The sequence below is a fragment of the Mesorhizobium sp. WSM3859 genome (genome assembly GCF_002295065.1).
In the GTDB taxonomy this organism is placed as follows: Bacteria; Pseudomonadota; Alphaproteobacteria; order Rhizobiales; family Rhizobiaceae; genus Mesorhizobium.
This window is the reverse complement of the sequence record NZ_NSGG01000025.1, coordinates 23357-43826: the sequence shown is the minus strand read 5'-3', so window position 1 is coordinate 43826 and position 20470 is coordinate 23357. Positions and strand designations below refer to the sequence as shown.

Annotated in this window: 17 protein-coding genes and 1 tRNA gene; 8 read left to right on the top strand and 10 right to left on the bottom strand. The window is 62.4% G+C overall.

Annotated features, from left to right (window positions below):
• The first annotated feature begins 346 nt into the window (after window positions 1-346).
• Window positions 347-1225, top strand: a complete 879-nt coding sequence (locus CK230_RS31325) for a CoA ester lyase (protein WP_095820645.1) — start codon at window positions 347-349, stop codon at window positions 1223-1225.
• 91 nt (window positions 1226-1316) lie between these two features.
• On the top strand, window positions 1317-1523 hold the full coding sequence (locus CK230_RS31320; RefSeq protein WP_095820644.1) for a DUF1737 domain-containing protein: 207 nt from the start codon (window positions 1317-1319) through the stop codon (window positions 1521-1523).
• 154 nt (window positions 1524-1677) lie between these two features.
• Here CK230_RS31320 and CK230_RS31315 read toward each other — a convergent pair whose 3' ends face one another.
• The gene (locus CK230_RS31315; protein WP_042645389.1) at window positions 1678-2115 is read right to left on the bottom strand and encodes a metallopeptidase family protein; all 438 of its coding nucleotides are present in this window, start codon (window positions 2113-2115) and stop codon (window positions 1678-1680) included.
• Window positions 2116-2298: 183 nt separating this feature from the next.
• On the opposite strand from CK230_RS31315, the gene CK230_RS33925 reads away from it, so the two are divergent.
• From CK230_RS33925 to CK230_RS31300, 3 genes are read left to right on the top strand one after another with little or no spacing between them, the layout of a single operon-like run.
• On the top strand, window positions 2299-3291 hold the full coding sequence (locus CK230_RS33925) for a hypothetical protein (RefSeq protein ID WP_095820643.1): 993 nt from the start codon (window positions 2299-2301) through the stop codon (window positions 3289-3291).
• Window positions 3233-4723 carry a DUF6504 family protein gene (locus tag CK230_RS31305; protein WP_095820642.1) on the top strand — a complete coding sequence of 497 codons (1491 nt, stop codon included), beginning with the start codon at window positions 3233-3235 and terminating at the stop codon, window positions 4721-4723. Before CK230_RS33925 ends, CK230_RS31305 begins: the two co-directional genes overlap by 59 nt.
• Window positions 4720-8058 (top strand): error-prone DNA polymerase, encoded by a 3339-nt coding sequence (locus CK230_RS31300; RefSeq protein WP_095820641.1) that lies wholly within the window; start codon window positions 4720-4722, stop codon window positions 8056-8058. Before CK230_RS31305 ends, CK230_RS31300 begins: the two co-directional genes overlap by 4 nt.
• 278 nt (window positions 8059-8336) lie before the next feature.
• Here CK230_RS31300 and CK230_RS31295 read toward each other — a convergent pair whose 3' ends face one another.
• The 4 genes from CK230_RS31295 to CK230_RS31280 all read right to left on the bottom strand — a co-directional run bounded on the left by CK230_RS31295 (window position 8337) and on the right by CK230_RS31280 (window position 11278).
• Window positions 8337-8582, bottom strand: a complete 246-nt coding sequence (locus tag CK230_RS31295; RefSeq protein WP_095820640.1) for a Trm112 family protein — start codon at window positions 8580-8582, stop codon at window positions 8337-8339.
• A gap of 23 nt (window positions 8583-8605) precedes the next feature.
• Window positions 8606-9277 (bottom strand): LON peptidase substrate-binding domain-containing protein, encoded by a 672-nt coding sequence (locus CK230_RS31290; RefSeq protein WP_095820639.1) that lies wholly within the window; start codon window positions 9275-9277, stop codon window positions 8606-8608.
• A gap of 410 nt (window positions 9278-9687) precedes the next feature.
• Complete coding sequence (gene trxA / locus CK230_RS31285) at window positions 9688-10680, bottom strand: thioredoxin (RefSeq protein ID WP_095820662.1); 993 nt, start codon at window positions 10678-10680, stop codon at window positions 9688-9690.
• A 103-nt stretch (window positions 10681-10783) separates the two neighbouring features.
• Entirely contained in the window at window positions 10784-11278 is a 495-nt protein-coding gene (locus CK230_RS31280) for a prolyl-tRNA synthetase associated domain-containing protein (RefSeq protein ID WP_095820638.1), read from the bottom strand.
• A 219-nt stretch (window positions 11279-11497) separates the two neighbouring features.
• Here CK230_RS31280 and CK230_RS31275 point away from each other — a divergent pair.
• Window positions 11498-11572: transfer RNA gene (locus CK230_RS31275), tRNA-Gly, on the top strand.
• A 202-nt stretch (window positions 11573-11774) separates the two neighbouring features.
• Here CK230_RS31275 and CK230_RS31270 read toward each other — a convergent pair.
• The 3 genes from CK230_RS31270 to CK230_RS31260 form a co-directional block, all read right to left on the bottom strand.
• A complete protein-coding gene (locus CK230_RS31270; protein ID WP_095820637.1) occupies window positions 11775-12248 on the bottom strand; it encodes a hypothetical protein in 474 nt (157 codons plus the stop codon).
• A gap of 14 nt (window positions 12249-12262) precedes the next feature.
• Window positions 12263-13834 carry a peroxidase family protein gene (locus CK230_RS31265; RefSeq protein ID WP_095820636.1) on the bottom strand — a complete coding sequence of 524 codons (1572 nt, stop codon included), beginning with the start codon at window positions 13832-13834 and terminating at the stop codon, window positions 12263-12265.
• Between the two features lie 139 nt (window positions 13835-13973).
• Complete coding sequence (locus tag CK230_RS31260; protein ID WP_095820635.1) at window positions 13974-16460, bottom strand: adenylate/guanylate cyclase domain-containing protein; 2487 nt, start codon at window positions 16458-16460, stop codon at window positions 13974-13976.
• Between the two features lie 73 nt (window positions 16461-16533).
• Between CK230_RS31260 and CK230_RS31255 the strand changes: the two genes are divergently transcribed.
• Together CK230_RS31255 and CK230_RS31250 are read left to right on the top strand one after the other, a co-directional pair.
• Window positions 16534-17787, top strand: a complete 1254-nt coding sequence (locus tag CK230_RS31255; protein WP_176480292.1) for a YcaO-like family protein — start codon at window positions 16534-16536, stop codon at window positions 17785-17787.
• Between the two features lie 509 nt (window positions 17788-18296).
• Window positions 18297-18629, top strand: coding sequence for a hypothetical protein (locus tag CK230_RS31250; protein ID WP_141246167.1), 333 nt, complete (start codon window positions 18297-18299; stop codon window positions 18627-18629).
• Window positions 18630-18898: 269 nt separating this feature from the next.
• On the opposite strand, the gene CK230_RS31245 is transcribed toward CK230_RS31250, so the two are convergent.
• Window positions 18899-19816 (bottom strand): SGNH/GDSL hydrolase family protein, encoded by a 918-nt coding sequence (locus CK230_RS31245; protein WP_141246166.1) that lies wholly within the window; start codon window positions 19814-19816, stop codon window positions 18899-18901.
• Between the two features lie 102 nt (window positions 19817-19918).
• Window positions 19919-20359 carry an Lrp/AsnC family transcriptional regulator gene (locus CK230_RS31240; RefSeq protein ID WP_095820631.1) on the bottom strand — a complete coding sequence of 147 codons (441 nt, stop codon included), beginning with the start codon at window positions 20357-20359 and terminating at the stop codon, window positions 19919-19921.
• Window positions 20360-20470 lie beyond the last annotated feature (111 nt).

Sequence of the window (20470 nt, the reverse complement as noted above, 5' to 3'; positions counted from 1 at the left end):
TGCGGAAAGCGCGCGGCGGAATCCCGGAGCTTTTCAGCAAGGATTTGCAGATTTGGTGCAGGCGCAAATCACTTCCGCTGGCGCTGCCCCTCACCTGCCTGCCGGCATCCTCTCCCCGTATAGTGACGGGGAGAGGGGCGCTTTCATCGCCGGTTTCGCTAATCGCCAGCGTCGCAGGAGAGGCGCCGTCGTTGCGGCCAGCCCCTTCTCCCCGTCACTATACGGGGAGAAGTGCCCGGCAGGGCGATGAGGGGCAGCGCCGACGTCGACGATTTTGCTGGTTCCCGGCAGGTCGGCAAATTGCCTCCGCCTTGCCTCACCCGCCATCACCCGTCATAGATCGGCCATGACCGTCGACACCTACCGACCGCGCCGCTCGGTGCTCTATATTCCCGCCTCGAACGACAAGGCGCTCGCCAAGATCGGCTCGCTGGCCTGCGATGCCGTCATCATCGATCTCGAGGACGCCGTCCTGCCCGCCGACAAGGCTGCCGCGCGCGACAAGGTCGCAGGCATCCTGGCCGACCGCGAAAGACGCTGCGAGATGGTGGTGCGCATCAACGCTTTGGCCAGTGAATGGGGCGCGGACGATCTTCTGGCCGTGGCCAAGGCCGAACCCGACGGCATTCTTCTGCCCAAGATCGGCACGCCGCGCGACATCCTCGAGGCCGGCGACCTGCTCGACGACAATTTTGCGCCGGACAGCGTCAAACTATGGGCGATGGTCGAAACGCCCAAGGCGCTCCTCAACATCGGCGCCATCGCCGAGCTCGGCCGCGACCCGGCCTCGCGGCTCGCTTGTTTCGTCGCCGGAACGAATGATCTGGTAAAGGCGACCGGCATTCTGGCAACGCCGGACCGGCGCTATCTGATGCCCTGGTTGATGCAGTTGGTGCTCGCGGCGCGCGCCGGCGGCCTCGACGTGATCGACGGCGTCGCCAATGATTTCCGCGACCTCGACGCTTTTGCCGGCGAATGCTCGGAGGCGGCGGCCATGGGCTTTGATGGCAAGTCGCTGATCCACCCGGCTCAGATCGAGGCGGCGAACCGTGCCTTTTCGCCGTCGGCGGAAGCGCTTACCAGGGCCCGTGCCATCTGGGATGCGTTCGCGCGGCCCGAAAATGCCGGCAAGGGCGTCATCGCGCTGGACGGCCGCATGGTCGAGCGGCTGCATCTGGCGCAAGCCGAGAAACTTCTGGCGAAGGCTGCGATCATCGGCGCATGATGCGCAGGGCTGATGCATGTCGCCCAAAAGTGCGCGGCGGTTTTGGGAAACGACATGCAAGGGCTGAGACAATCACGATCAGAGACGAAAAATGAAACTCTACCGCTTCCTGTCCGGTCCGGACGACTCCACCTTCTGCCACAAGGTCACCGCCGCGCTGAACAAGGGCTGGCATCTGTTCGGCTCGCCGACCTACGCCTATGACAAGAAGACCAAGTCGATGCGCTGCGGCCAGGCCGTGGTAAAGGACGTCGAAGGCCAGGAATATACGGCCGACACCAAACTGAGCGACTGGTAGGGAAAGCGCTTAGAGACTGTTTCGAAATTCGCTCTGGCGAGTCATATGGTGGTGATTTCGAGAACCGGAGCGGAGCGGACATTTGGTCCGTGAGCACCGGAAGCGCAGAAAGCGCCGCCAGATGGCCGCCGGAGTAGAATTTCCAAACAGTCTCTCAGCCCGCTGCCGCCTGCTCGGCGGCCTCCTCGATCCGCTCCATGTCGTCGTCCGACAGGCCGAAATGGTGGCCGATCTCGTGGATCAGCACATGGGTGACGATGTCGCCCAGCGTCTCCTCGTTCTCGGCCCAATAGTCGAGGATGGCGCGGCGGTAGAGCGTGACGCGGTTCGGACCCTCGCCGGTCTGCGGGTTCCAGCGCTCGGCGATCCCGCGCCCCTCGAACAGGCCGAGCAGATCGAAGGGCGTCTCCAGCGACAGGTCGTCCATGATCTCGTCGGTCGGGAATTCGGCGATCTGGATGACGATCTCGCCGGTGAGCTGGCGGAACTCGTCCGGCAGATGGGCATAGGCCTCCAGCGCCATAAGCTCCAGCTCGTCCATCGACGGCGAGAGCTGATCGTGCCAGGTGCGGGTCTTGTAGATGCGGGCCATGGATTGTCCTTTGATCCCGGCATATAGGCTTTCGCGGCTTTGGAGGCAAATGAGCCGGCTGGCCGTGCGCTTTCAGGGTAAAAGCTGAAGGAATAAATTCCTTCTGACTCTGCTTGACTCTTCCAGGCACCTCTGGAATCTATAAGAACATAACAGGAACAATTGCTGCCGGAAGTGAACGTCATGGCGATGAACGCCGTGGCGCGGGAAACTGTTTTTACCCTGCGCCGCCAGATCGCGAAGATCGAAGGAACGCTGCCCGAGCGCCTGCAGGCGCCGGTGCCTGGCGCGCCTCTCGATGCTGCCAGGTTGGACATGACGCTTGTCCGGCGCGGCCTTGCCGTGGCGTCGGCGGATGCCTTCCTGCGCACCGGCATCGAGCGCCTCGACACCGCCCTTGGCGGCGGCCTGCCCAGGGCGGCGCTCAGCGAGATCCATGGGCTGGAGACCCGCGATGCCGGCGCGGTCGCCGGCTTCGCGCTCTCGCTGGTAAGCCTGATCCTCAAGGAAAAGCAGGGCCTGCCGATCCTCTGGGTCGGCACGACGGAGATCTTCCACGAGGCTGGCCTGCCCTATGCCAGGGGCCTTCACGCCATGTTCGGCATCGAGCCGGAACAATTGCTGTTTTCCGAGGCCCCAAAGCTGCTCGACGCGCTGTGGATCGCCGAGGAAGCCGCCCGCATGACCGCCTTCGCCGCGGTCATCCTCGAAATCCGCGGCAGCCCGCGGCTTCTCGACCTCACCGCCACGCGCCGGCTGCACGCCCGCGCCCAGAATGCCGGCCGCCCGGTGCTGTTGCTGCGCCAGGCCGGCGAAGCCGATCCAACCGCCGCCCCGGTGCGCCTCATCGTATCGGCGGCATCTTCGGCAAGCCGCGAGACGGTCGCCGGGACGCTCGCCGGTTCGATCGGCCGCCCCGCCTTCAAAGTCGATATCGGCAAGAGCCGCACGGCTCTGCCCGGACAATTCACACTGGAGTGGAATCCAAATGAGCACGCTTTTGCGGAAAGAACAGAGAATCCTGTCGCTGTGGTTCCCGCATCTCAGCGCGGAGCGGATCCTGCGCCAGCGCCTGGGGCGGTCCTGGCGTTCCCGGCCATCGGATCACCTGCCGCTGGTGATCAGCCATCGCGACAACAACACCCAGCGCATCGCAGCCCTCGACGAGCGGGCTGAGGCGCTGAAGCTGAAGCGCGGCATGGGCATTGCCGATGCCCGCGCCATGCACCCCATGATCGATGTGGTCGAGGCCGACCCGGATGCCGACCGCCGCCTGCTCGAAGGCCTTGCCGACTGGTGCGACCGCTACACGCCGCTGGTGGCGATCGACGGCGAGGACGGGCTGTTCCTCGACGTCACCGGCTGCACGCATCTCTTCGGCGGCGAGCGCGCCATGCAGGACGAGATCCTCACCCGCTTCTTCCAGCAGGGTTTCGATGTCCGCGCCGGGCTGGCCTCGACGCCGGGCGCCGCCTGGGCGGCGGCGCGCTTCCATGGCGACCGCATCATTGCCGGCGGCGAGGAGGAGGCGCTTCTGGCGCCGCTGCCATTGTCGGCGCTGCGCATCGCGCCGGAGACCCGCGCCCTTCTTGAGAGCGTGGGCCTGCGCACCGCCGGCGCGGTGATGGCGGCACCGCGCGCGCCGCTCGCCCGCCGCTTCGGCGCCACTCTGCTTCTGCGCCTCGACCAGGCGCTCGGCCGCCTCGACGAGGCCGTGTCGCCGCGCCTTCCCGTCGCACCGCTCTCGGTCGAGCGCCATCTTGCCGAACCGGTCATGCTCACCGACGACATCGAGCGGCTGGTGAGCCGGCTGGCGATCGCCCTGAAGACCGACCTCGAACGCCGCGGCGAAGGCGCAAGGACGCTGGCGCTGCTTCTCTTCCGCGTCGACGGCGCCGTCAGCCGCATCGCCGTCGGCACCTCGCGCCCGGTGCGCGAGCCGCGGCTGATCCAAAGGCTGTTCCATGAGCGGCTCACCGCGCTGGAGCAGAACATCGACGCCGGCTTCGGCTTTGACCTTGTGCGGCTCTCCGTGCTGTCGGCCGCCGCCTTCGACTTGGTTCAGGGCGACCTCACCGGCGAGGCGGACGATGATGATGCCGACATCGCGCTGTTCGCCGACCGCGTCCGCGCCCGCCTCGGCGAGGCAGCCGTGCTGAAGCCGGTGGTCGTCGAGAGCCATCTGCCGGAGCGCGCCGTCAAGACCGTGCCCTTCGCCGAAGCGCCGCAAAGGCGCGCCCCGGCGGCCGGCCGGACGGCGCCGCCCCGAACAGCTCCGCCGATGACCATCTATCCGCCGGAGCGGCCGGTGCGCCTGTTCCGCTCGCCCGAGCCGATCGAAGTGCCGGCGACCGAAATCCCGGAGGGACCGCCGATGAATTTCCGCTGGCGCCGCGCGCTCTACCGCGTCGCCCGCGCCGAAGGGCCGGAACGCATCGCGTCCGAATGGTGGCGGCAGTTGCCCGGCGAGGAAGAGGCGCCGACCCGCGACTATTACCGCATCGAGGACAGCGAGGGGCGCCGCTACTGGCTCTACCGCCAGGGTCTTTACAGCAGCGCGCCCCAGGCCGCGCCGCCACGCTGGTTCATGCATGGGGTGTTCGCATGAACGCGCTGACCGCCATCCCCTATGCCGAGTTCGGCATAAGCTCGAATTTCTCCTTCCTGCGCGGCGCCTCGAAGCCGGAGGAGCTGGTGGTCACGGCGAAATTCTACGGTTTTGCCTCGATCGGGCTTGCCGACCGCAACACGGTCGCCGGCGTCGTGCGCGCCTGGCAGCAGGCCAAGGTGGAGAAGATGCCCTATCATCCCGGCTGTCGCCTGGTGTTCGGCGACGGCACGCCGGACATCCTCGCCTATCCCCGCGACCGCCAGGGCTGGGGGCATCTGTGCCGCATGCTGACCCAAGCCAATCTGCGCGACGAGACCGAGAAGGGCGCGACATTGCTCAAGCTCGACGATCTGCTCGAATGGGGCGATCGGATGTCACTGGCGATCCTGCCCAATCTCTCCGGCGGCGCGAAAAAGTATCTGGAATTTATTAGCCGGCTTAAAGATCGCTTTGGCGCGGCGCTCCGATTGGCCGTGGCGCCGGATTATGGTGGCAATGACCGCTTCCGCATCGAGCAGGCGGCGGCGATGGCCGAGCATGCGCGCGTCCCGCTGATGGCGACCAACGACGTGCTCTATCACGCCGCCGACCGCCGCCCGCTGCAGGACGTGCTCACCGCGATCCGCCTCAACACGCCGGTTTCCGAGGTCGGGCTGGAGCTGACCGCCAATGCCGAGCGCCATCTGAAGCCGCCGCTGGAGATGGCGCGCCTTTTCCGCCGTCACCCCGAAGCGCTGGCCGAGACGCTGCGCTTCGCCGACGAATTGACCTTTTCGCTCAGCGACCTCGAATACAACTACCCGGACGAGCCGACCGAATCCGGCCTCGGGCCGCAGGCCGAGCTCGAACGCCTGGCCCGGGAGGGGGCGGTCAGGCGCTATCCGGCCGGCGTTCCCGAGTATGTGCTGGAACGCATCGACAGCGAGCTCGCGCTGATCGAGCGCCTGAACTATGCGCGCTATTTCCTGACCGTCCACGACATCGTCAAATTCGCCCGCAGCAAGGACATCCTCTGCCAGGGCCGCGGCTCGGCCGCCAATTCGATCATCTGCTTCTGCATCGGCATCACCGAGGTCGGCCCCGAGCGCATCGACACACTGTTCGAACGCTTCATCTCGGAGGAGCGCAACGAGCCGCCCGACATCGACGTCGACTTCGAGCATGAAAGGCGCGACGAGGTCATCGCCTATATCTACGAGAAATACAGCGCCAAGCGCACCGCCTTGGCCGCCGCCGTCATCAGCTATCGCGGCCGCTCCGCCTTGCGCGAGGTGGCCAAGGCCATGGGCCTGTCGGAGGACGTGCGCAGCGCGCTGTCCAGCACCATCTGGGGCTGGTCGACCTCCGAGCTCGGCGAAAGGGAAGCCAATGCCGGCGGACTCGACCGCACCGATCCGCTGTCGCGCCAGGTGCTGGAGCGCGCCAACGAGATCATGGGCTTTCCCCGGCATCTCTCCCAGCATGTCGGCGGCTTCGTCATCACCCGCGACCGGCTCGACGAGGTCGTGCCCATCGTCAAGACGGCGATGGAGGAGCGCAAGATGGTCGAGTGGGACAAGGACGATCTCGACGCGGTAAAAATCCTCAAGGTCGACGTGCTGGCGCTGGGCATGCTGACCTGCCTGAAGCGCGCCTTCACCTTGCTCACCGACCATTATCCGCAAGCGCGGGATCCTTTTGGACGGCCTTACGTGCTCGCCACCCTTCCCGAAGAGCACGAGGATGTCTACGCCATGATCCAAAGGGCCGACACGCTCGGCGTCTTCCAGATCGAGTCGCGCGCGCAGATGTCGATGCTGCCGCGTCTCAAGCCGGAGAATTTCTACGACCTCGTCATCGAGGTGGCGATCGTGCGCCCAGGCCCGATCCAGGGCGACATGGTGCATCCCTATCTGCGCCGGCGGCAGGGCAAGGAGGCGGTCCATTACCCCAGCCTGGAGCTCAAGAAAATCCTTGGCAAGACGTTGGGCGTGCCGCTGTTCCAGGAACAGGCGATGAAGATCGCCATCGTCGCCGGCGGCTTCCGGCCGGGCGAGGCCGACGAGCTGCGCCGCGCCATGGCGACCTTCAAGCGCACCGGCACGATCGGCAATTACCGCCAGCGCATGATCGACGGCATGGTCGGCAATGGCTACGACAAGGAGTTCGCCGAACGCTGCTTCAAGCAGATCGAAGGCTTCGGCGAATACGGCTTTCCCGAAAGCCACGCGGCCTCCTTCGCGCTGCTGGTCTACGCCTCCTGCTGGTTCAAGACCTTCTATCCCGACGTCTTCTGCGCCGCGATCCTCAATGCGCAGCCGATGGGTTTCTACCAGCCGGCGCAGCTCGTGCGTGACGCGCGCGACCATGGCGTCGAGGTGCGCGAGGTCGACATCAACCATTCCGTCTGGGACTGCACGCTGGAGGCCACCGCCTTCGATCCGTCCCGCATCCTCGAGCGCCACGCCTCGATGCGCGGCGTCATCGAGACGGCGCATGCCGTGCGGCTCGGCTTCCGCCAGATCAAGGGCCTGTCCGAGGAACGCATGGAAGCCGTCGTCGCGCAGCGCGGCGACGGTTATCGATCGGTCAGGGATGTCTGGCTGCGCTCCGGCCTCGATGTCGGCGAGATCGAAAGATTGGCTGAGGCCGACGCGTTCCGCTCGATCGGCCTCGACCGCCGTGCCGCGCTCTGGGAAGTCCGCGCCCTCGACGGCCGGAGCGCCGCCGAGAAATTGCCGCTGTTCGACCAGCCCTCGCTTCGCCTGCGCGAGCTGGAGCCGGAAACGAAACTGCCGAAAATGCCGCTCGGCGAGCATGTCGTGCACGACTACCGTTCGCTTGGCCTGTCGCTGAAGGAGCACCCCGTCGCCTTCCTGCGCGAGCAGCTCACCCGCGCCGGCGTCACCCCCAACGCCAACCTGCCGTCGGTGCGCGACGGCCGCCGCGTTTCCGTCGCCGGCCTCGTGCTGGTCCGCCAGCGTCCGGGCAAGGGCAATGCCATCTTCGTCACGCTGGAGGACGAAAAATCGATCGCCAACGTCATCATCTGGCCGCGCGTCTTCGACCGCTTCCGCCCGGTGGTCATGGGCGCCCGCTTCATCCGCGTCACCGGCAAGCTGCAGCACGAATCGGACGTCATCCACATCGTCGCCGATAGGATCGAGGATTTGACCCCCTGGCTGAGCGTGCTGCTGGAATCCGCCAATCGCCCGGTCATCGAGCATAATCCCGCCGAGCGGCCGGCTGGATCAAAGGCCGACGCAAGCCGTGGCCTGCCGGTCCGCCAGGATGTCGAAGCCCTGTCCGGCGCAGCACAGCAGGTCATGCCCAAGGGGCGGAATTTTCAGTAGCAGCGATTTCCAGCACAATAGGAAACGCGACGGGAGCGAAAAACGCCTTCGTCATCCACGGGCGAAGCAAGGAAGCGCAGATCCGAGGATCCATGCCGTTACCCGCGAGCGCCGCTACGGTGCAGAATTCTGCCCCGTTGCACTTCGTGGCCAGCGTCACGGCATGGATCCCAGGGTCTCCGCAACGCCGCTTCGCGGCTGCTTTGCCCTGGGATGACGAGGTATGAGATGCGACGCCGATCTCTGAAGTCGCGTGATCGCCGTGGCGCGAGCCACGCTCACGAAGGCCCGCTGAGCCGTGGCGGCGGTGGCGCCAGCATGTCCTCGGCCGAGATCGTGCGCGCCTCCGAAGGCAGCATGATCGGGATGCCGTCGCGCACCGGATAGGCGAGCTTCGCCACGCGCGAGACCAGCTCGCTGCGCTCCGGATCCCAGGTCAGCGGTCCCTTGGTCAGCGGGCAGGCCAGCAGTTCCAGCAGCTTCGGGTCGACCTCAGCCTTTCGAGCGTCACGTCCGTCCGCCATGAGCCCATCCCCGTATCGGCAAACTATTGTAAACTGGAGCCAAACTCGTCATCCTCGCGCGCCAGCGTCATCTCCGTGATGGCGATCAGCGTCTCGGCGCGCGTCTTCAGGTCCGGCGCCTCCAGCAACGCCTGCTTCTCGGCCGGGCCGTAGGGCGCCATCATCGACAGCGCGTTGACTAGTATGCCGTTTTCGGCGCGGCTGACGCTTTCCCAGTCAGCTTCGAGGTCGTTGGCCTGCAGATAGGCGCGAAACGCCTTGAGCAGCGCCGGCCGGTCGACCTCGGCGGCGGCCGGATCGTCCTCGAGGTCGGCGAGAAACGGCATGATCTTGCACTGCCGGAACGGCGCCTTCGCCGCGAGCTCCTGCACGATGCGGAACCGGCACACGCCCTGCAGCGAAATCAGGTAGCGGCCATCGCCCGTCTCGGCGAGCGAGATGATGCGCCCGGCGCAACCGACGCTGCACAGCTCCGGCTCGCCGTCATCGCGCAATGCGCCGTCGAGGCTCGGCTGGATCATGCCGATCACCCGCGAGCCGGCCATCGCCTGGTCGATCATCTGCAGATAGCGCGGCTCGAAGATGTTGAGCGGCATGCGGCCACCGGGCAGAAGCAGCGCTCCGGCGAGCGGAAACACCGGGATTGCCGACGGCAAATCCTTGGCGAGCCGGTAGAGTGCGTTACCGACACGCACCGCGACCCTCCCAAAGCAACGCCGTCAAGCGCATCACCCTGCAACCTCCTCTCCCGGTCTGGCGGCGAACCGCCAGCCTGCCCTTATCTGGGGCTGACACTCTTCCACTCAAGCCTGCCGGCCGCGACAGCCGGCAAAAAACTTGAGCGCAATCCCGCGACAAGTGCGCGGCCACCTCCGTCCGGAATTGCGCAAGACCAAACCTAAAGCATGTCTCCCGAAAGTGGGACCCGGTTTCGGGATAAAGACATGCGCAAAATCAAAAACCTAAAGCGCATGGAGCGAATCTGAAAGATCGCGACGCGCTTTAGAGCAATTCCAGGAAAAGTGTGAAATGGCTTTCCCGTCCGGAATTGCGTCAGAACAACGACTTGGAGCGCTTCGGGATTCCGTGAAACGCCGAAACCGCTCTACGAGAACAGCAGCGACGACAGCTTGCGGCGGGCCGCCAGCGTCGCCTCGTCGGTCATGCCCCAGGCCTCGAACAGTTTTAGCAACTGCGCCCGGGCGCCGTCATCGTTCCAAGTCCGGTCGGCCTTGACGATCGCCAGCAGATTGTCGGCGGCGGCATTGCGCTCGCCGCGCGCATTCTGGATCATCGCCAGGTCGAAGCGCGCCTGATGGTCGGCCGGATTGGCAGCGAGCCGGCGCTCGAGCTCGGCCGGATTGCCGAGCGCGGCCGCTTCGGCCGCCAGCGTCATCTTGGCGCGCAGCGCGGCCAGCGCCGGCGCGTCCTTCTTGTCCTCGGGCGCTCGGGCGAGCACGGCCTCGGCGCCTTCCGCGTCGCCGGCATCGAACAGGATCTCGCCCAGACCCGCGACCGCCTCGAGCGTCTCCGGCGCCTGCTCGAGGATCGCGTCGTAGATGTCGGCCGCGGTCTGCACGTCGCCGGCCGTGCGCGCCTCGGCGGCGGCGGCCAGCGCGTCGGCGATCTGCGGCGCGCCGCCGCCCTTGCCGCCGACCTTCTGGATGAACTGGTTGATCTGGCTTTCGGGAATGGCGCCCATGAAGCCGTCGACCGGCTGGCCGTCCTTGAAGGCGATGACCGCGGGGATCGACTGGATGCCGAGCTGGCCGGCGATCGAGGGATGGTCGTCGATGTTCATCTTGACCAGCTTGACCTTGCCGCCGGCCGCCTTGACCGCCTTTTCGAGCTGCGGCGTAAGCTGCTTGCAGGGCCCGCACCATGGCGCCCAGAAATCGACCAGCACCGGCTGGCGCCGCGATTCCTGGATGACGTCGGCGGCGAAAGTCGCGGTGGTGGTGTCCTTGATCAGCTCGGCCGCCGCCGGCGCCTCGGCCAGCGAAACCTTGGGGCGGTCTCCGCCGCCATATTGCACCGTCTGGGCGTACTGGCCGCTATTGCCGCCGAACGCGCCGCTATACGGATTGTTGTCGCTCATCGTGTCGCCCTTTCGGTCGCGCTCCCAGGCGTCGGCGCCCGGCGCGTCATTGTCGGATTTTGGAACCGCCTTCCATGTGGCGATCAAGCCCTGACTTTCAAGATTATGAGACTTTCAGGATAACAGGATCGTGGCCGGTTGCCTCGACGAATCTGATCAGATCGGCGGCGGCGATGGAGGTCGTCGCCTCATTGGTCAGCGGATGACCGTTGATGACGTCGTGGCTCATCAATTCCTGGTCGAGCACCACCTTGACCTTCCCTTCCGTGTCGTTGATCAGGCCGAAAACCGTGACCGCGCCGGGAATGACACCGAGCAGCTCCATCAGCATTTCCGGCCTGCCGAACGAGACCCTGCCGGCGGCGCCGATGAGGTGATGGATCTGCTTCAGGTCGACCACGGCCTCCTCGCCGACGGTGACGAGGAAGAAATTGTCCTTCTTGTCCTTGAGGAACAGGTTCTTGGTGTGGCCGCCATGGATCTCGCCGCGCAGCGCCTGCGAATCGGCAACCGTGAACAGCGGCGGGTGCCTGACCGTCGAGACGGAAATGCCGAGATCGGCAAGAAATTGGTTGAGCTCGGCTTCGGTCTTCGGCATCGGTCCTCGCGTGGTCGGGAAACGTCATGCCGTTTACGGCGAACCGCGGCATTCCCGCAAGGCCACGCCGGCTCGAGCAGCCCGGCGTTTGACCGAATCGCTGAATTGCGGCCCTGCCTTCAGGCGCTTGCGGGCCGTGGAAAAAAGACCGTCATTTCCCTGTTGCAATCGCCGCGCTCTTCGGCCATATAGGCCCGGCTTGCGGCCGAGGCCGCGCGAGCGGGTGTAGCTCAGGGGTAGAGCACAACCTTGCCAAGGTTGGGGTCGGGCGTTCGAATCGCCTCACCCGCTCCAAATCTTCTTAGATTTGAAAAGCATAAAGGGCCCGGGAAACCGGGCCTTTTTGCTGTCTGGCGCCGGGGATCGCCAAGGGAAATAGCTCCTAGGCTGGGACTTCCCCGCCTAGCGCGGCTAAGCTCCGCATTTTGAGGAGCCGGGACGGCGACCTACAGGCTTAAGGGCAATGCTGCGAGAGGAGCCGCACCGCGACCACACGTCAGCGGCAGCGGGTTAGCAGCATCATGCCGAAAAGGAATTGACATGCACGCTCCAGCCTCTTGTCACCGTCCGGCTCGCTTGGATCAAACAATATGCTGCCAAGAACCTGCACATACGGCTTGAGATAATTAACCGTTAGCGGCCGGTCTGGCGGAAATCCGATATTAAACTTTGACGGGTTGCCCCCATTTGGCTTTTTCTGATCCTCGGTGACCTCAATCGTGCAATTTGCGTCTGTAATTTCCGCAGAACCGCCGGCTGCCAGCTCGTGATAAACTTTTAGTTTTGTGTGCCCCTCGTATCCGGCGTGGCCGGTCAGCAGGCTAGGCCTCTCCGCCTTGTGGTTGTTTGCCCTAAAATAGTCATAGCTGTTGGCGGTCAGGATAAGGTTTTTCGTGACATTCACATACCCGTCCGCGCTCGGAATTTCAGCGTTGAAGTTGTTGTCCTTAAAGATTTTAAGCTTAGCCATTTTCCTCCCTCCATTTAGCCAATTGGATTCGGATGTCCCGCCGTAGCAACCAGGTCGGGCATAGAGAAATATCTGAAATTCGCGGATGGCAGCTCTGGTCGCCACGCCGGCTGAGAAAGAATCGAGTTTGCGCTTGATTCAATCGCGGCGTGAACTGTTTCCATCACGATGCGACTTCCCAGCGGACCCAAGTGGCACCCACCGCCAAAATGCTCTGCCTCTCTCAGGATGTAATACCAAAGGGGCGTTCGGGTTAGCAGGGCGGGGTGGTCGGTGAAGGCCTGCCGGATCGATGGATCGTCCGTCGGAATTTGTTCCGGCAAAAGGTAGGCCAGGGGCGGCTGCTGCTTTGAAACCAATGCAGCGTTGGTCAAAGAGACAGCATGTTGCGCAGTGGCGAGGCCCAGCTCATGGCCCGTCTTCATGGTCTCCTCAGCCAGTCCGAACACGTCCCCCGGAGCCGGGTTGCAGCACACTTCGTCGAACAGGCAGCTGGGCAAGCTTGCCAATGCAGGGGAGAGGCTAAGATCGATCTTGTTTGCCTTGATCGGTTCAGTCGCCAGCGCATCATACGCGGTGCCAGAAAAATCCAGCAACAGAAACCAGTTCGTGACCCAGTTTCTTAGAAGGCGGTGAGCCGATGAGTTCAATTTGTCGCCGGAATTTGCGTAGCTGGATTCCATAAATTCGGACAGGCGCGCCAACCCCTCGATCCGATTCCACGGTCGGTATGCATCCCTGATCATGCTGTGGCCAAAACGTGCGACCGCCGCTCCAAATTCGATAGGAAGCCAATCTGGATTTTGAGACGATGCTCCGGCCTTAACGACGCAGCGGCCGTGTTGCATTACACTGCGAAAAGAGGATCGATCTACGATGCGCGGTAGATAGTCGTGCAAGACCGCAGATTGAAAATGCTGCAGCCAAATGCGGCGGACGTTCTGCCACCACACTTTGTCGGAAGAACTCTTCCTAGCGGGGTCGTAGCCTTCTCTTTTCGCAATGGCATTGAAAAACTTTAACAGGGTCACATGACACTGCGCCAACGGCAAGAAATCATCGTTGCGGTTGTCCATTATCAGCGGCTTGCCTTCCTCGGGCAGTCCGAGATCGACGCGAGGCAGGTCTTCAGCCATGACCACGCTGCCTGACGTACAGCCTATCGGCAACGGTCCGGAGTCATGACAGCCGGTCCCCGGCATAAAGGATGCGTCAATCGGGAGCACGCTGTCGAGGTCGAGCGCGGGTGTTCTATCGTTCGCGGGGTCCTTACCCGGTCCCATGAAACTGATGTCGTGGAAAATAAACTGGCCGAAATATGTGTACCCTGCCGGGATATCGCTATCATCCGACGAGGCATAGGGCTTGCGGGCAAGTGCCTCTCCAAGCGCCACCAGAGCCTTTATGGACGGAAGCGTTTTGCCTTGGTGCCGTCCGAAGATGTGCTTGTAGGCGGGCATATTGGCTGCGCGGACCAACGCCAGGAATTCTTCGTGGCCAACGTCCTTTGGGGTCTTGCGACGCTCAAATAGCAAGATACGGTCGTTCTCGCTGACGAGATAAGCTTTTTGAGCATGGCGGGCCATAGTATTCCCCCCTGGCCGTATTTTAGCATGAGCTTATCAAACGATCGGCACAAAGTCAGCAGTTTCTAATTTCTCTCATCGGGCTCAAAGCCCTGCGAGTTTGGCGGCCATCGATGATGGCGTAGTGCTGGCTGATGCATCAAGGGAGCTGGTGCATGTGCACATCTACCTGACATAGCCGCGCCAGATCTCGCCTATCCTCGTCCCGCTTGATCGGGAAGGCTTCTACAAACCAGCCCAGGATGTCCTTCGGCGTCGGAGGCGCAGATCCTGCCCAGGCTGCGGCAATTGACGTGTGTAATTGCATCAGCGCCGCACGAGCTTCATCCGTTCTGCCCAGCCTGCACAGGGCTGCAGTTTTCCATCCGGCGGTGTCGACGATTGCGTTCTTGGACCGATCGGCCGCCGCGATTGTGCCTTCGAAATCTCCGGCAAAATAGCGGATTACCGCGATGTGCGACCACTGATAGTCCAAAAACATGGATGTTAAGTCCATTGCACGTTCCAGCAGGCGCGACGCAGAATCGACGCGGCCCATGAACGCCATACCCAAAGCAGCCGACACCAGTGTCTTGGGACTATTGGGGTTGAGTTCGGCGGCCAGTTCGTAGTGCACTTCCGACTGTTCGAAGTGTCGGGTCATGGCTGTCGACCAGGCGACGACCAGATGATTGCGTGCATCCAGGGGATCAAGCGCCACGGCGCGTTGGGCCAGCTCGGCAGCCCTCTCCGTTATGGAAGGGTCGGCAGCAATTCCCGGCCGGATGAATTGTCGCGCATTGTGGATGCTGGCCAAACTGGCGTAGGCAGGGGCGAAGTTCGGGTCAGCAACGATCGCGCCTTCGAACAGCCTTTGGGCCTCGTCTTCGGCATCTGGTGTCCAGCGAGTCAGTAAGTCCTCGCCGCGCAACCAGGCGTCATAGACATTGAGATTGTGCGGCGGGCCCCTGACCTGACGCGACAGCCTGTCATGCGAAAGGTAAACTTCCAAAGTGGAAGCAATCCTTCCGACCAGCTGCTTCTGCAAAGCGAGCCAGTTTCCGAGCGAAAACCGAAACGAATCGCTCCAAATGACCTGGTTCGTGTTGGGATCGCTTACCGAGACGATCAACTGCATGTCGTCCTGGTTGTCCACGCATTGGGCCGCCAGCAGATAGTCCGTGTCGGGGCTCTCGATTGCGGTATCTTTCAACTCGATGACTGTGAACTCCCGAAATTTGGACAGATTGGCGATTAGTTCGGAGCGGAACCCCCAGACCAAAAGGGAGATTTTCCTTGTTCGAGCCTCAAATTTTGCGACGGCAAGCGTTGGCGCGGGTCCGCTCGGCCGAGGTGGTTTCTTTCTGTTCGACAATAGCGGCTCCGGGCCCTTAAGGGCCTCCGCCAAAGCCGTCGTCTCCATGCTCGGCAGCAACTGATATCGTTCGCGCAGAAGGTCGCGCAGATTTTCGTAGACGCGCATTGCGGCCGCGACATTCTGCAGTTCCGCATGGTGGCGGATCAGACAGCGCGCGGCGCGCTCATGGCTGGGCTCGAGCACCAAGAGGGCATTTGCCGCCCTGCGCATTGCAGGTTCGGCTATCTCGAAGCGTTCCAGCATGGCCTCCAAGGCCTCAAGTGCGTGGTCACGCCAGTTGTGCCTGGTGACGCTCAGCCAGGCGCTGAACAGGTCGCTGGTGTCTTCCAGGCCAAACAGGATCGCATCGGACCAATCCGATCGTCTGAGCAGCAGCTCGTCGATCTTGCCCTCTCCAAGATCCTTCAACATGCGAACGGCATCGACGGTTATGCGCGACGGGCTCAACCCGATAATATTTCCGCGCCTGAGAATTCCTGCCGCCGAGTTGCCCGCAATTGATCTTTCGGCGATCTGCAGGCAGTTCGCCATCGCACGCCGCGCGGCTACCGGGCTTCGTTCTGGCCAGATCAAGGTAGCCAGCCGGTCATGCACCTCCTGAAAATTGCTGGACAGTGCGAGATATCCGATCAGGGCCTGCGCTTTCGGGGAACGCAATGCGATTGCTTCGCCATCTTCCCGGTAAAGGCCAAGCCCATCGATGACCGAAATCAGTCGCTGATGGCCGTTATCCGGGACATCCGCGAGGTTGGAGGCAACGACGTTGTAGAGCGTCAGCGGCTCAGGCATGTTCTTCAAGGCCGGCCGACCGGCGAACCGAAAACGCCACCGCCCGGTGTTGCGGGCCGCCCAGTAGACGTCCTGGGTGACACACACACCGCCTGACTCGGCCATGGCCTGCACCCGGGCGGCCACGTTTATCGCATGGCCGAACACGTCGCCGTCACGGCGATGAACCTCTCCAATATGCAATCCGATCCGGAATCGACTGTGGAACGCTCTCCCGTCCAGTAGGTCAGCCAGGCTATCCTGCATGAAAATAGCGTAGTCGATGGCGTTCGATACACCGTCGAACAGTATCAGGACCCCGTCGCCTGTCGTCTTGATGAACTCGGCGCCGAATTCCTCGCAATGGGTTTGGAAGAGTTGGAAACACTGCGAAACGAGATCCAGTGTTCCAAGTTCATCGGCTGCGGTTAGCCGGCTATACTGAGCCAGGTCCGCAAACAGGATTGATTTAAGGGTCGCTCGCTCCGATCTCGCTTGCATAGTCGCCGCCCATGCCCGTCGAATGTGTTATTCTGCTCCCCAATGCGCGCTTAGTCGACGGTACAGCGAAGCGATGGCAAATGCTTTCATTGACGGCTCCAGCGAGCTCGCCAGGGTCGGCGAGTTGTTCGACGTAATCGACCTGCCTGTGACGGATGTTCCGGCTCATTTCGCTATCGCAATGCCCAGGATTGCTCTGTTGCAAATGCCAGCAGCGCCGCGCGCAGCAATGCCCGAAACGGGAAGGCTGGCGAGCGGCCGAGGATTGAGCATCGACGATTGCCGGGCGAGTTGCCTTGGCGAAGCAGCAGAACTCTTCAGTTGCTGCTCGTGGGGCGACGAACCGCTGATCACCGCAACGGTGGACGAGATCGGATCGGCGGCAATCGCCCCTGAAAGCCTGAACGGCTTCAGTCCCGATCAAATCGCCGCCCGCGCTGTGTGGAACAGGGAAAACATTGGCTTCGACTGGCGGCCGCCGATCAGGCATCAATCTGCGGTGCTGGATTGGCTTAGGGTTGAGGATGCATTTGGGAGGGATGGGGCTTTCATACCGGCAGACTTTGCTTTCATAGGACGCAAAGAGGCTGGCGACGAGGGCGCGGTCGCCATCGGCGATAGCAGCGGGTGCGCTGCAGGACCTAGTGCGGATGCGGCAAAACTGGCCGCCATGTTGGAGCTGGTCGAGAGGGATGCGACGGGTCGGTGGTGGTATGGAAGAAGGCAGCGCCGAACAATCGACCCGTCCTGTCTCTCGGGCATCGACGCGCTTGTTGACTGGGTGTGGGATCGCGAGCGTCGAACCCGGCTCTTCGACATCACCTCGGACATCGACGTCCCAGTGATTGCCGCTGCTTCTGCGGAACCGGACGGCAGAGACGTCTCGATAGGCTTTGCTGCGGGCAAAAGCCTGCAGTCCGCCGCGACAGCCGCTTTGACCGAGATGCTTCAAATGGAGATTTCGCTCAGGGCTTCACGAGTGCTTGGCGACAAGGCTGGCACTTGGTCGCGATGGCGAGAGAAAGCCTCGATGAAAACCCGGCCGCTGGATATGGCTTCGATCCAGCACGTCGCGCCAAGTCTTCCTCATCGCGCGGTTGAACGTGACCTGTCGGACGTGCTCGACGCCTTGGCGCGGAGAGGAATCGATTTGTGGTTTGCCGAAATGACCCGCGCGGAAATCGGCATTCCCGTGTTTCGCGCCGTATCTACCCGGCTCTGTCACTACAAACCACGTTTCGGACGCGTACGACTCCTTGCTCCCGATGCCCGCGATCTAAGCTTCGACCCCAGTTCGCCCGCGGACCAGCCGCTGCTTTTGGTTTAGTATTGCATGTTCGAGGGCCTTCACGTCGCCCTGTTTTGGGCAGCGTCATGGTTCGTCGGTCGTTTCTTGCTGGTCGTTAGCCATTTGCTCCCCCGCGCGTTCGGGTTTTAATGAGTGATTGGTCCACCGGGTTTGCGAGGTGAGCCGAAGGCGCCGTCCGGAACTGCGTGAAAACAAAGACATATGCGTGAACGCCCCGGAGAGGCTTCAATCCGCGTTCCGACATCTATGTCCCGCCAGCATCGGGCACATGGCTGCCCGATGACTTTCAGGTAGCGTTCGCCACCGACACAGTGTCAGCGCCACCTCGGACTTGAGTCGTATGGCCAAGGGACTGCAGGGCCTCTTTTGCCGGGCGGCCCACAACTATATGTTTTGGTGAAAGTGCTGGAGACAATTCAGCCGGGCAGTTTCGCGGGATGATTCCCGTGCAATGAATACGTTGGGGCATAGCCAGAATAAAGACGGACATGAGGTTTACCGCCTTACAGGATCCGTGCGGCCAATGGATGGTATATGATCTGCTGTCGGACTGTCCGGCACGGATACAGGATATTTTGCTGCTTGGGTTGACGCGCGAGGAGGCCGAGCGGCATGCCGGCCGGGCAAATGAAATTCTCTCGGTGCTGCAGCCGAAGGCGCCACCGAGATTCGCGGCGATGCAGGACCCCTGCGACGACTGGCTTGTCTGCGACCTGGTTTTTGACCTCTCGGCGGAGCTGGAAGACCTGTTGCTGATCGGGCTGGCGCGAAGCGACGCCGAGGAGCTTGCCGGCCTGGCCAATGCTGGAATCATCAGGCCGACCGGCTATTGGTCGGTTCCATTCGCCAGCGTCGCCTGAAGGCCACCGGTCGGCGAGCGGAGCGCCGCGCGTCATGCGAGGCGATCGGCCTTATCAAGCAGGGCAGGAGGGTCTCGGCTTCACGCTCTCGAAAGCGGGAAACCCGCTTTCAGGAAAAAGACACACGTAAAATCATAAGGTTAAAGCGTACGGCCTCGGGCTGCGTAGCCGCGACTCAACTCGGTACTTTGGACGGTCGACCTTGGCAACCGAGGGGTAAGGCGCTTAGCTGCTTTGCTTGGCTACGCTCTTTGCAAGGGCCACTAACCTCAATTTACTCCCATCGCGGTCTTGAATTTCTTCGCTACGGCCTCGGCGCCCTTGCCCTTGGGGTGGAGTTCGTCAGTCCATTGGCCCGCCTTCACGGTGTTCCGGACATCAACGATGGTAATGTGCCTGACCTGAGTGAGCACGGCATGAAAGGAGTCGATCAAGTGCTTCAGGATTTTTGCGATAAGCACTTTGTCCGTCTGCAAATTGTACCCTCGCCGCACCAGCGGCTTTCCAAGCCAGATCCCGTTCGCCCGAGGGATCGGATAGTCGTACGTATTGACCAGCATGGCGGTCCGGCCGTGCGAGATTCGGCGGACATCGTCGGCAATTTCCTGATATCCCGAGCGCAAGGTTTCCAGGCTCATCTGAAGCCATGACACATTGAGATGGGTGGTCGGATCATTGCCGTCTCCTTCGTCACGCCAGCGAAGAAGGTCGAAAAGTGCCCCGCCCCCAATGAAGTCATTGCCACCCGCCGACATGACGAAATAGCGAAAAGACTCCGACGCCACATTCTGTCGATAGTCCTTTTCGGTGCGAACCTGCTGGAATGTATCCCCGGGATACGCCGTTCCTGTTGCGTAGAAGCGAGGGTCTGCCTCAATTATGTCAAAGAAGGTATGGTCGTAACCGGCTACTGCTGACAAAGGCCACAGTATATTTACCCAAGAGTCGCCGTCAGAAGTGACCCGGATTTTTTCCTGCTTGCCAATCCTTTCGGCGAGCGCGCGGCGGCGCTTCTCAGTGGCCGTCTTATAAACTTTCTGCCGGGGAACGAGCCGGCCGCGGCTATCATAGATATCATAGACCAATGCTACTGCATCATTGGGCCGCGGAAAGAGACCTCCTACGCTAGCACTTTTCTTGCTCCGCGATTCAGATTTTACTTCAGCGTTCAACTTCGAAATCGCCATCGTAACCCCCGAATAATGCTGGCAGAGTAAAGTTATCCCAATAATAAAACAACTCGATTATTCTGTTGTCTGCATGTTCTGAGGCCTGCTGAAGCGCAACTGCTAAGCGAGCCGCGCCCTTGTCGTCCTCGGCGTCGCCAGCAGAAGGCTGGTCTCGCTCCCCGTTATGCCGGGGATCAGCCTTATCCGCCGCAGCACGGCGTCGAAATCGGTGAGCGAGGCGGTGCCGAGCTCCACCACCAGGTCCCAGCGGCCGTTGGTGGTGTGGATGGTGGAAACTTCCGGAAGGCCGCCGAGCGCCCGGATGACGCGGTCGGCGGCATGACCCTCGATCTCGATCATCATTACGCCGCGTATCCTCTGATCGACCGCGTCGGCGCGCAGCACCACCGTGTAGCCGATGATCTCGCCGGATTTCTCCAGCCGCTCCATGCGCGCCCGGACCGTGGCGCGCGAGACGCCGAGATCGACGGCGAGGTCGGAGACGCTGCGCCGCGCATCGTGCCGCAGCAGCGTGACCAGTCTTTCGTCGAGCGCGTCCATGACTATCCATTTTGGTCAAAATGCTTGTGCGGAATGATAAATCATTCTTCTCGAAATGCCAATTTCGCCTGTTCAAACCGCCAGCGCTTGATGATCCAATCAAGCCAACCA

Bases quoted from the DNA above. Each gene is read 5' to 3' on its own strand.
- CK230_RS31325 (WP_095820645.1), top strand. From the start codon at position 347: ATGACCGTCGACACCTACCGACCGCGCCGCTCGGTGCTCTATATTCCC.
- CK230_RS31320 (WP_095820644.1), top strand. From the start codon at position 1,317: ATGAAACTCTACCGCTTCCTGTCCGGTCCGGACGACTCCACCTTCTGC.
- CK230_RS31315 (WP_042645389.1), bottom strand. From the start codon at position 2,115: ATGGCCCGCATCTACAAGACCCGCACCTGGCACGATCAGCTCTCGCCG.
- CK230_RS33925 (WP_095820643.1), top strand. From the start codon at position 2,299: ATGGCGATGAACGCCGTGGCGCGGGAAACTGTTTTTACCCTGCGCCGC.
- CK230_RS31300 (WP_095820641.1), top strand. From the start codon at position 4,720: ATGAACGCGCTGACCGCCATCCCCTATGCCGAGTTCGGCATAAGCTCG.
- CK230_RS31295 (WP_095820640.1), bottom strand. From the start codon at position 8,582: ATGGCGGACGGACGTGACGCTCGAAAGGCTGAGGTCGACCCGAAGCTG.
- trxA (WP_095820662.1), bottom strand. From the start codon at position 10,680: ATGAGCGACAACAATCCGTATAGCGGCGCGTTCGGCGGCAATAGCGGC.
- CK230_RS31280 (WP_095820638.1), bottom strand. From the start codon at position 11,278: ATGCCGAAGACCGAAGCCGAGCTCAACCAATTTCTTGCCGATCTCGGC.
- CK230_RS31270 (WP_095820637.1), bottom strand. From the start codon at position 12,248: ATGGCTAAGCTTAAAATCTTTAAGGACAACAACTTCAACGCTGAAATT.
- CK230_RS31265 (WP_095820636.1), bottom strand. From the start codon at position 13,834: ATGGCCCGCCATGCTCAAAAAGCTTATCTCGTCAGCGAGAACGACCGT.
- CK230_RS31260 (WP_095820635.1), bottom strand. From the start codon at position 16,460: ATGCAAGCGAGATCGGAGCGAGCGACCCTTAAATCAATCCTGTTTGCG.
- CK230_RS31255 (WP_176480292.1), top strand. From the start codon at position 16,534: ATGGCAAATGCTTTCATTGACGGCTCCAGCGAGCTCGCCAGGGTCGGC.
- CK230_RS31250 (WP_141246167.1), top strand. From the start codon at position 18,297: ATGGTATATGATCTGCTGTCGGACTGTCCGGCACGGATACAGGATATT.
- CK230_RS31245 (WP_141246166.1), bottom strand. From the start codon at position 19,816: ATGGCGATTTCGAAGTTGAACGCTGAAGTAAAATCTGAATCGCGGAGC.
- CK230_RS31240 (WP_095820631.1), bottom strand. From the start codon at position 20,359: ATGGACGCGCTCGACGAAAGACTGGTCACGCTGCTGCGGCACGATGCG.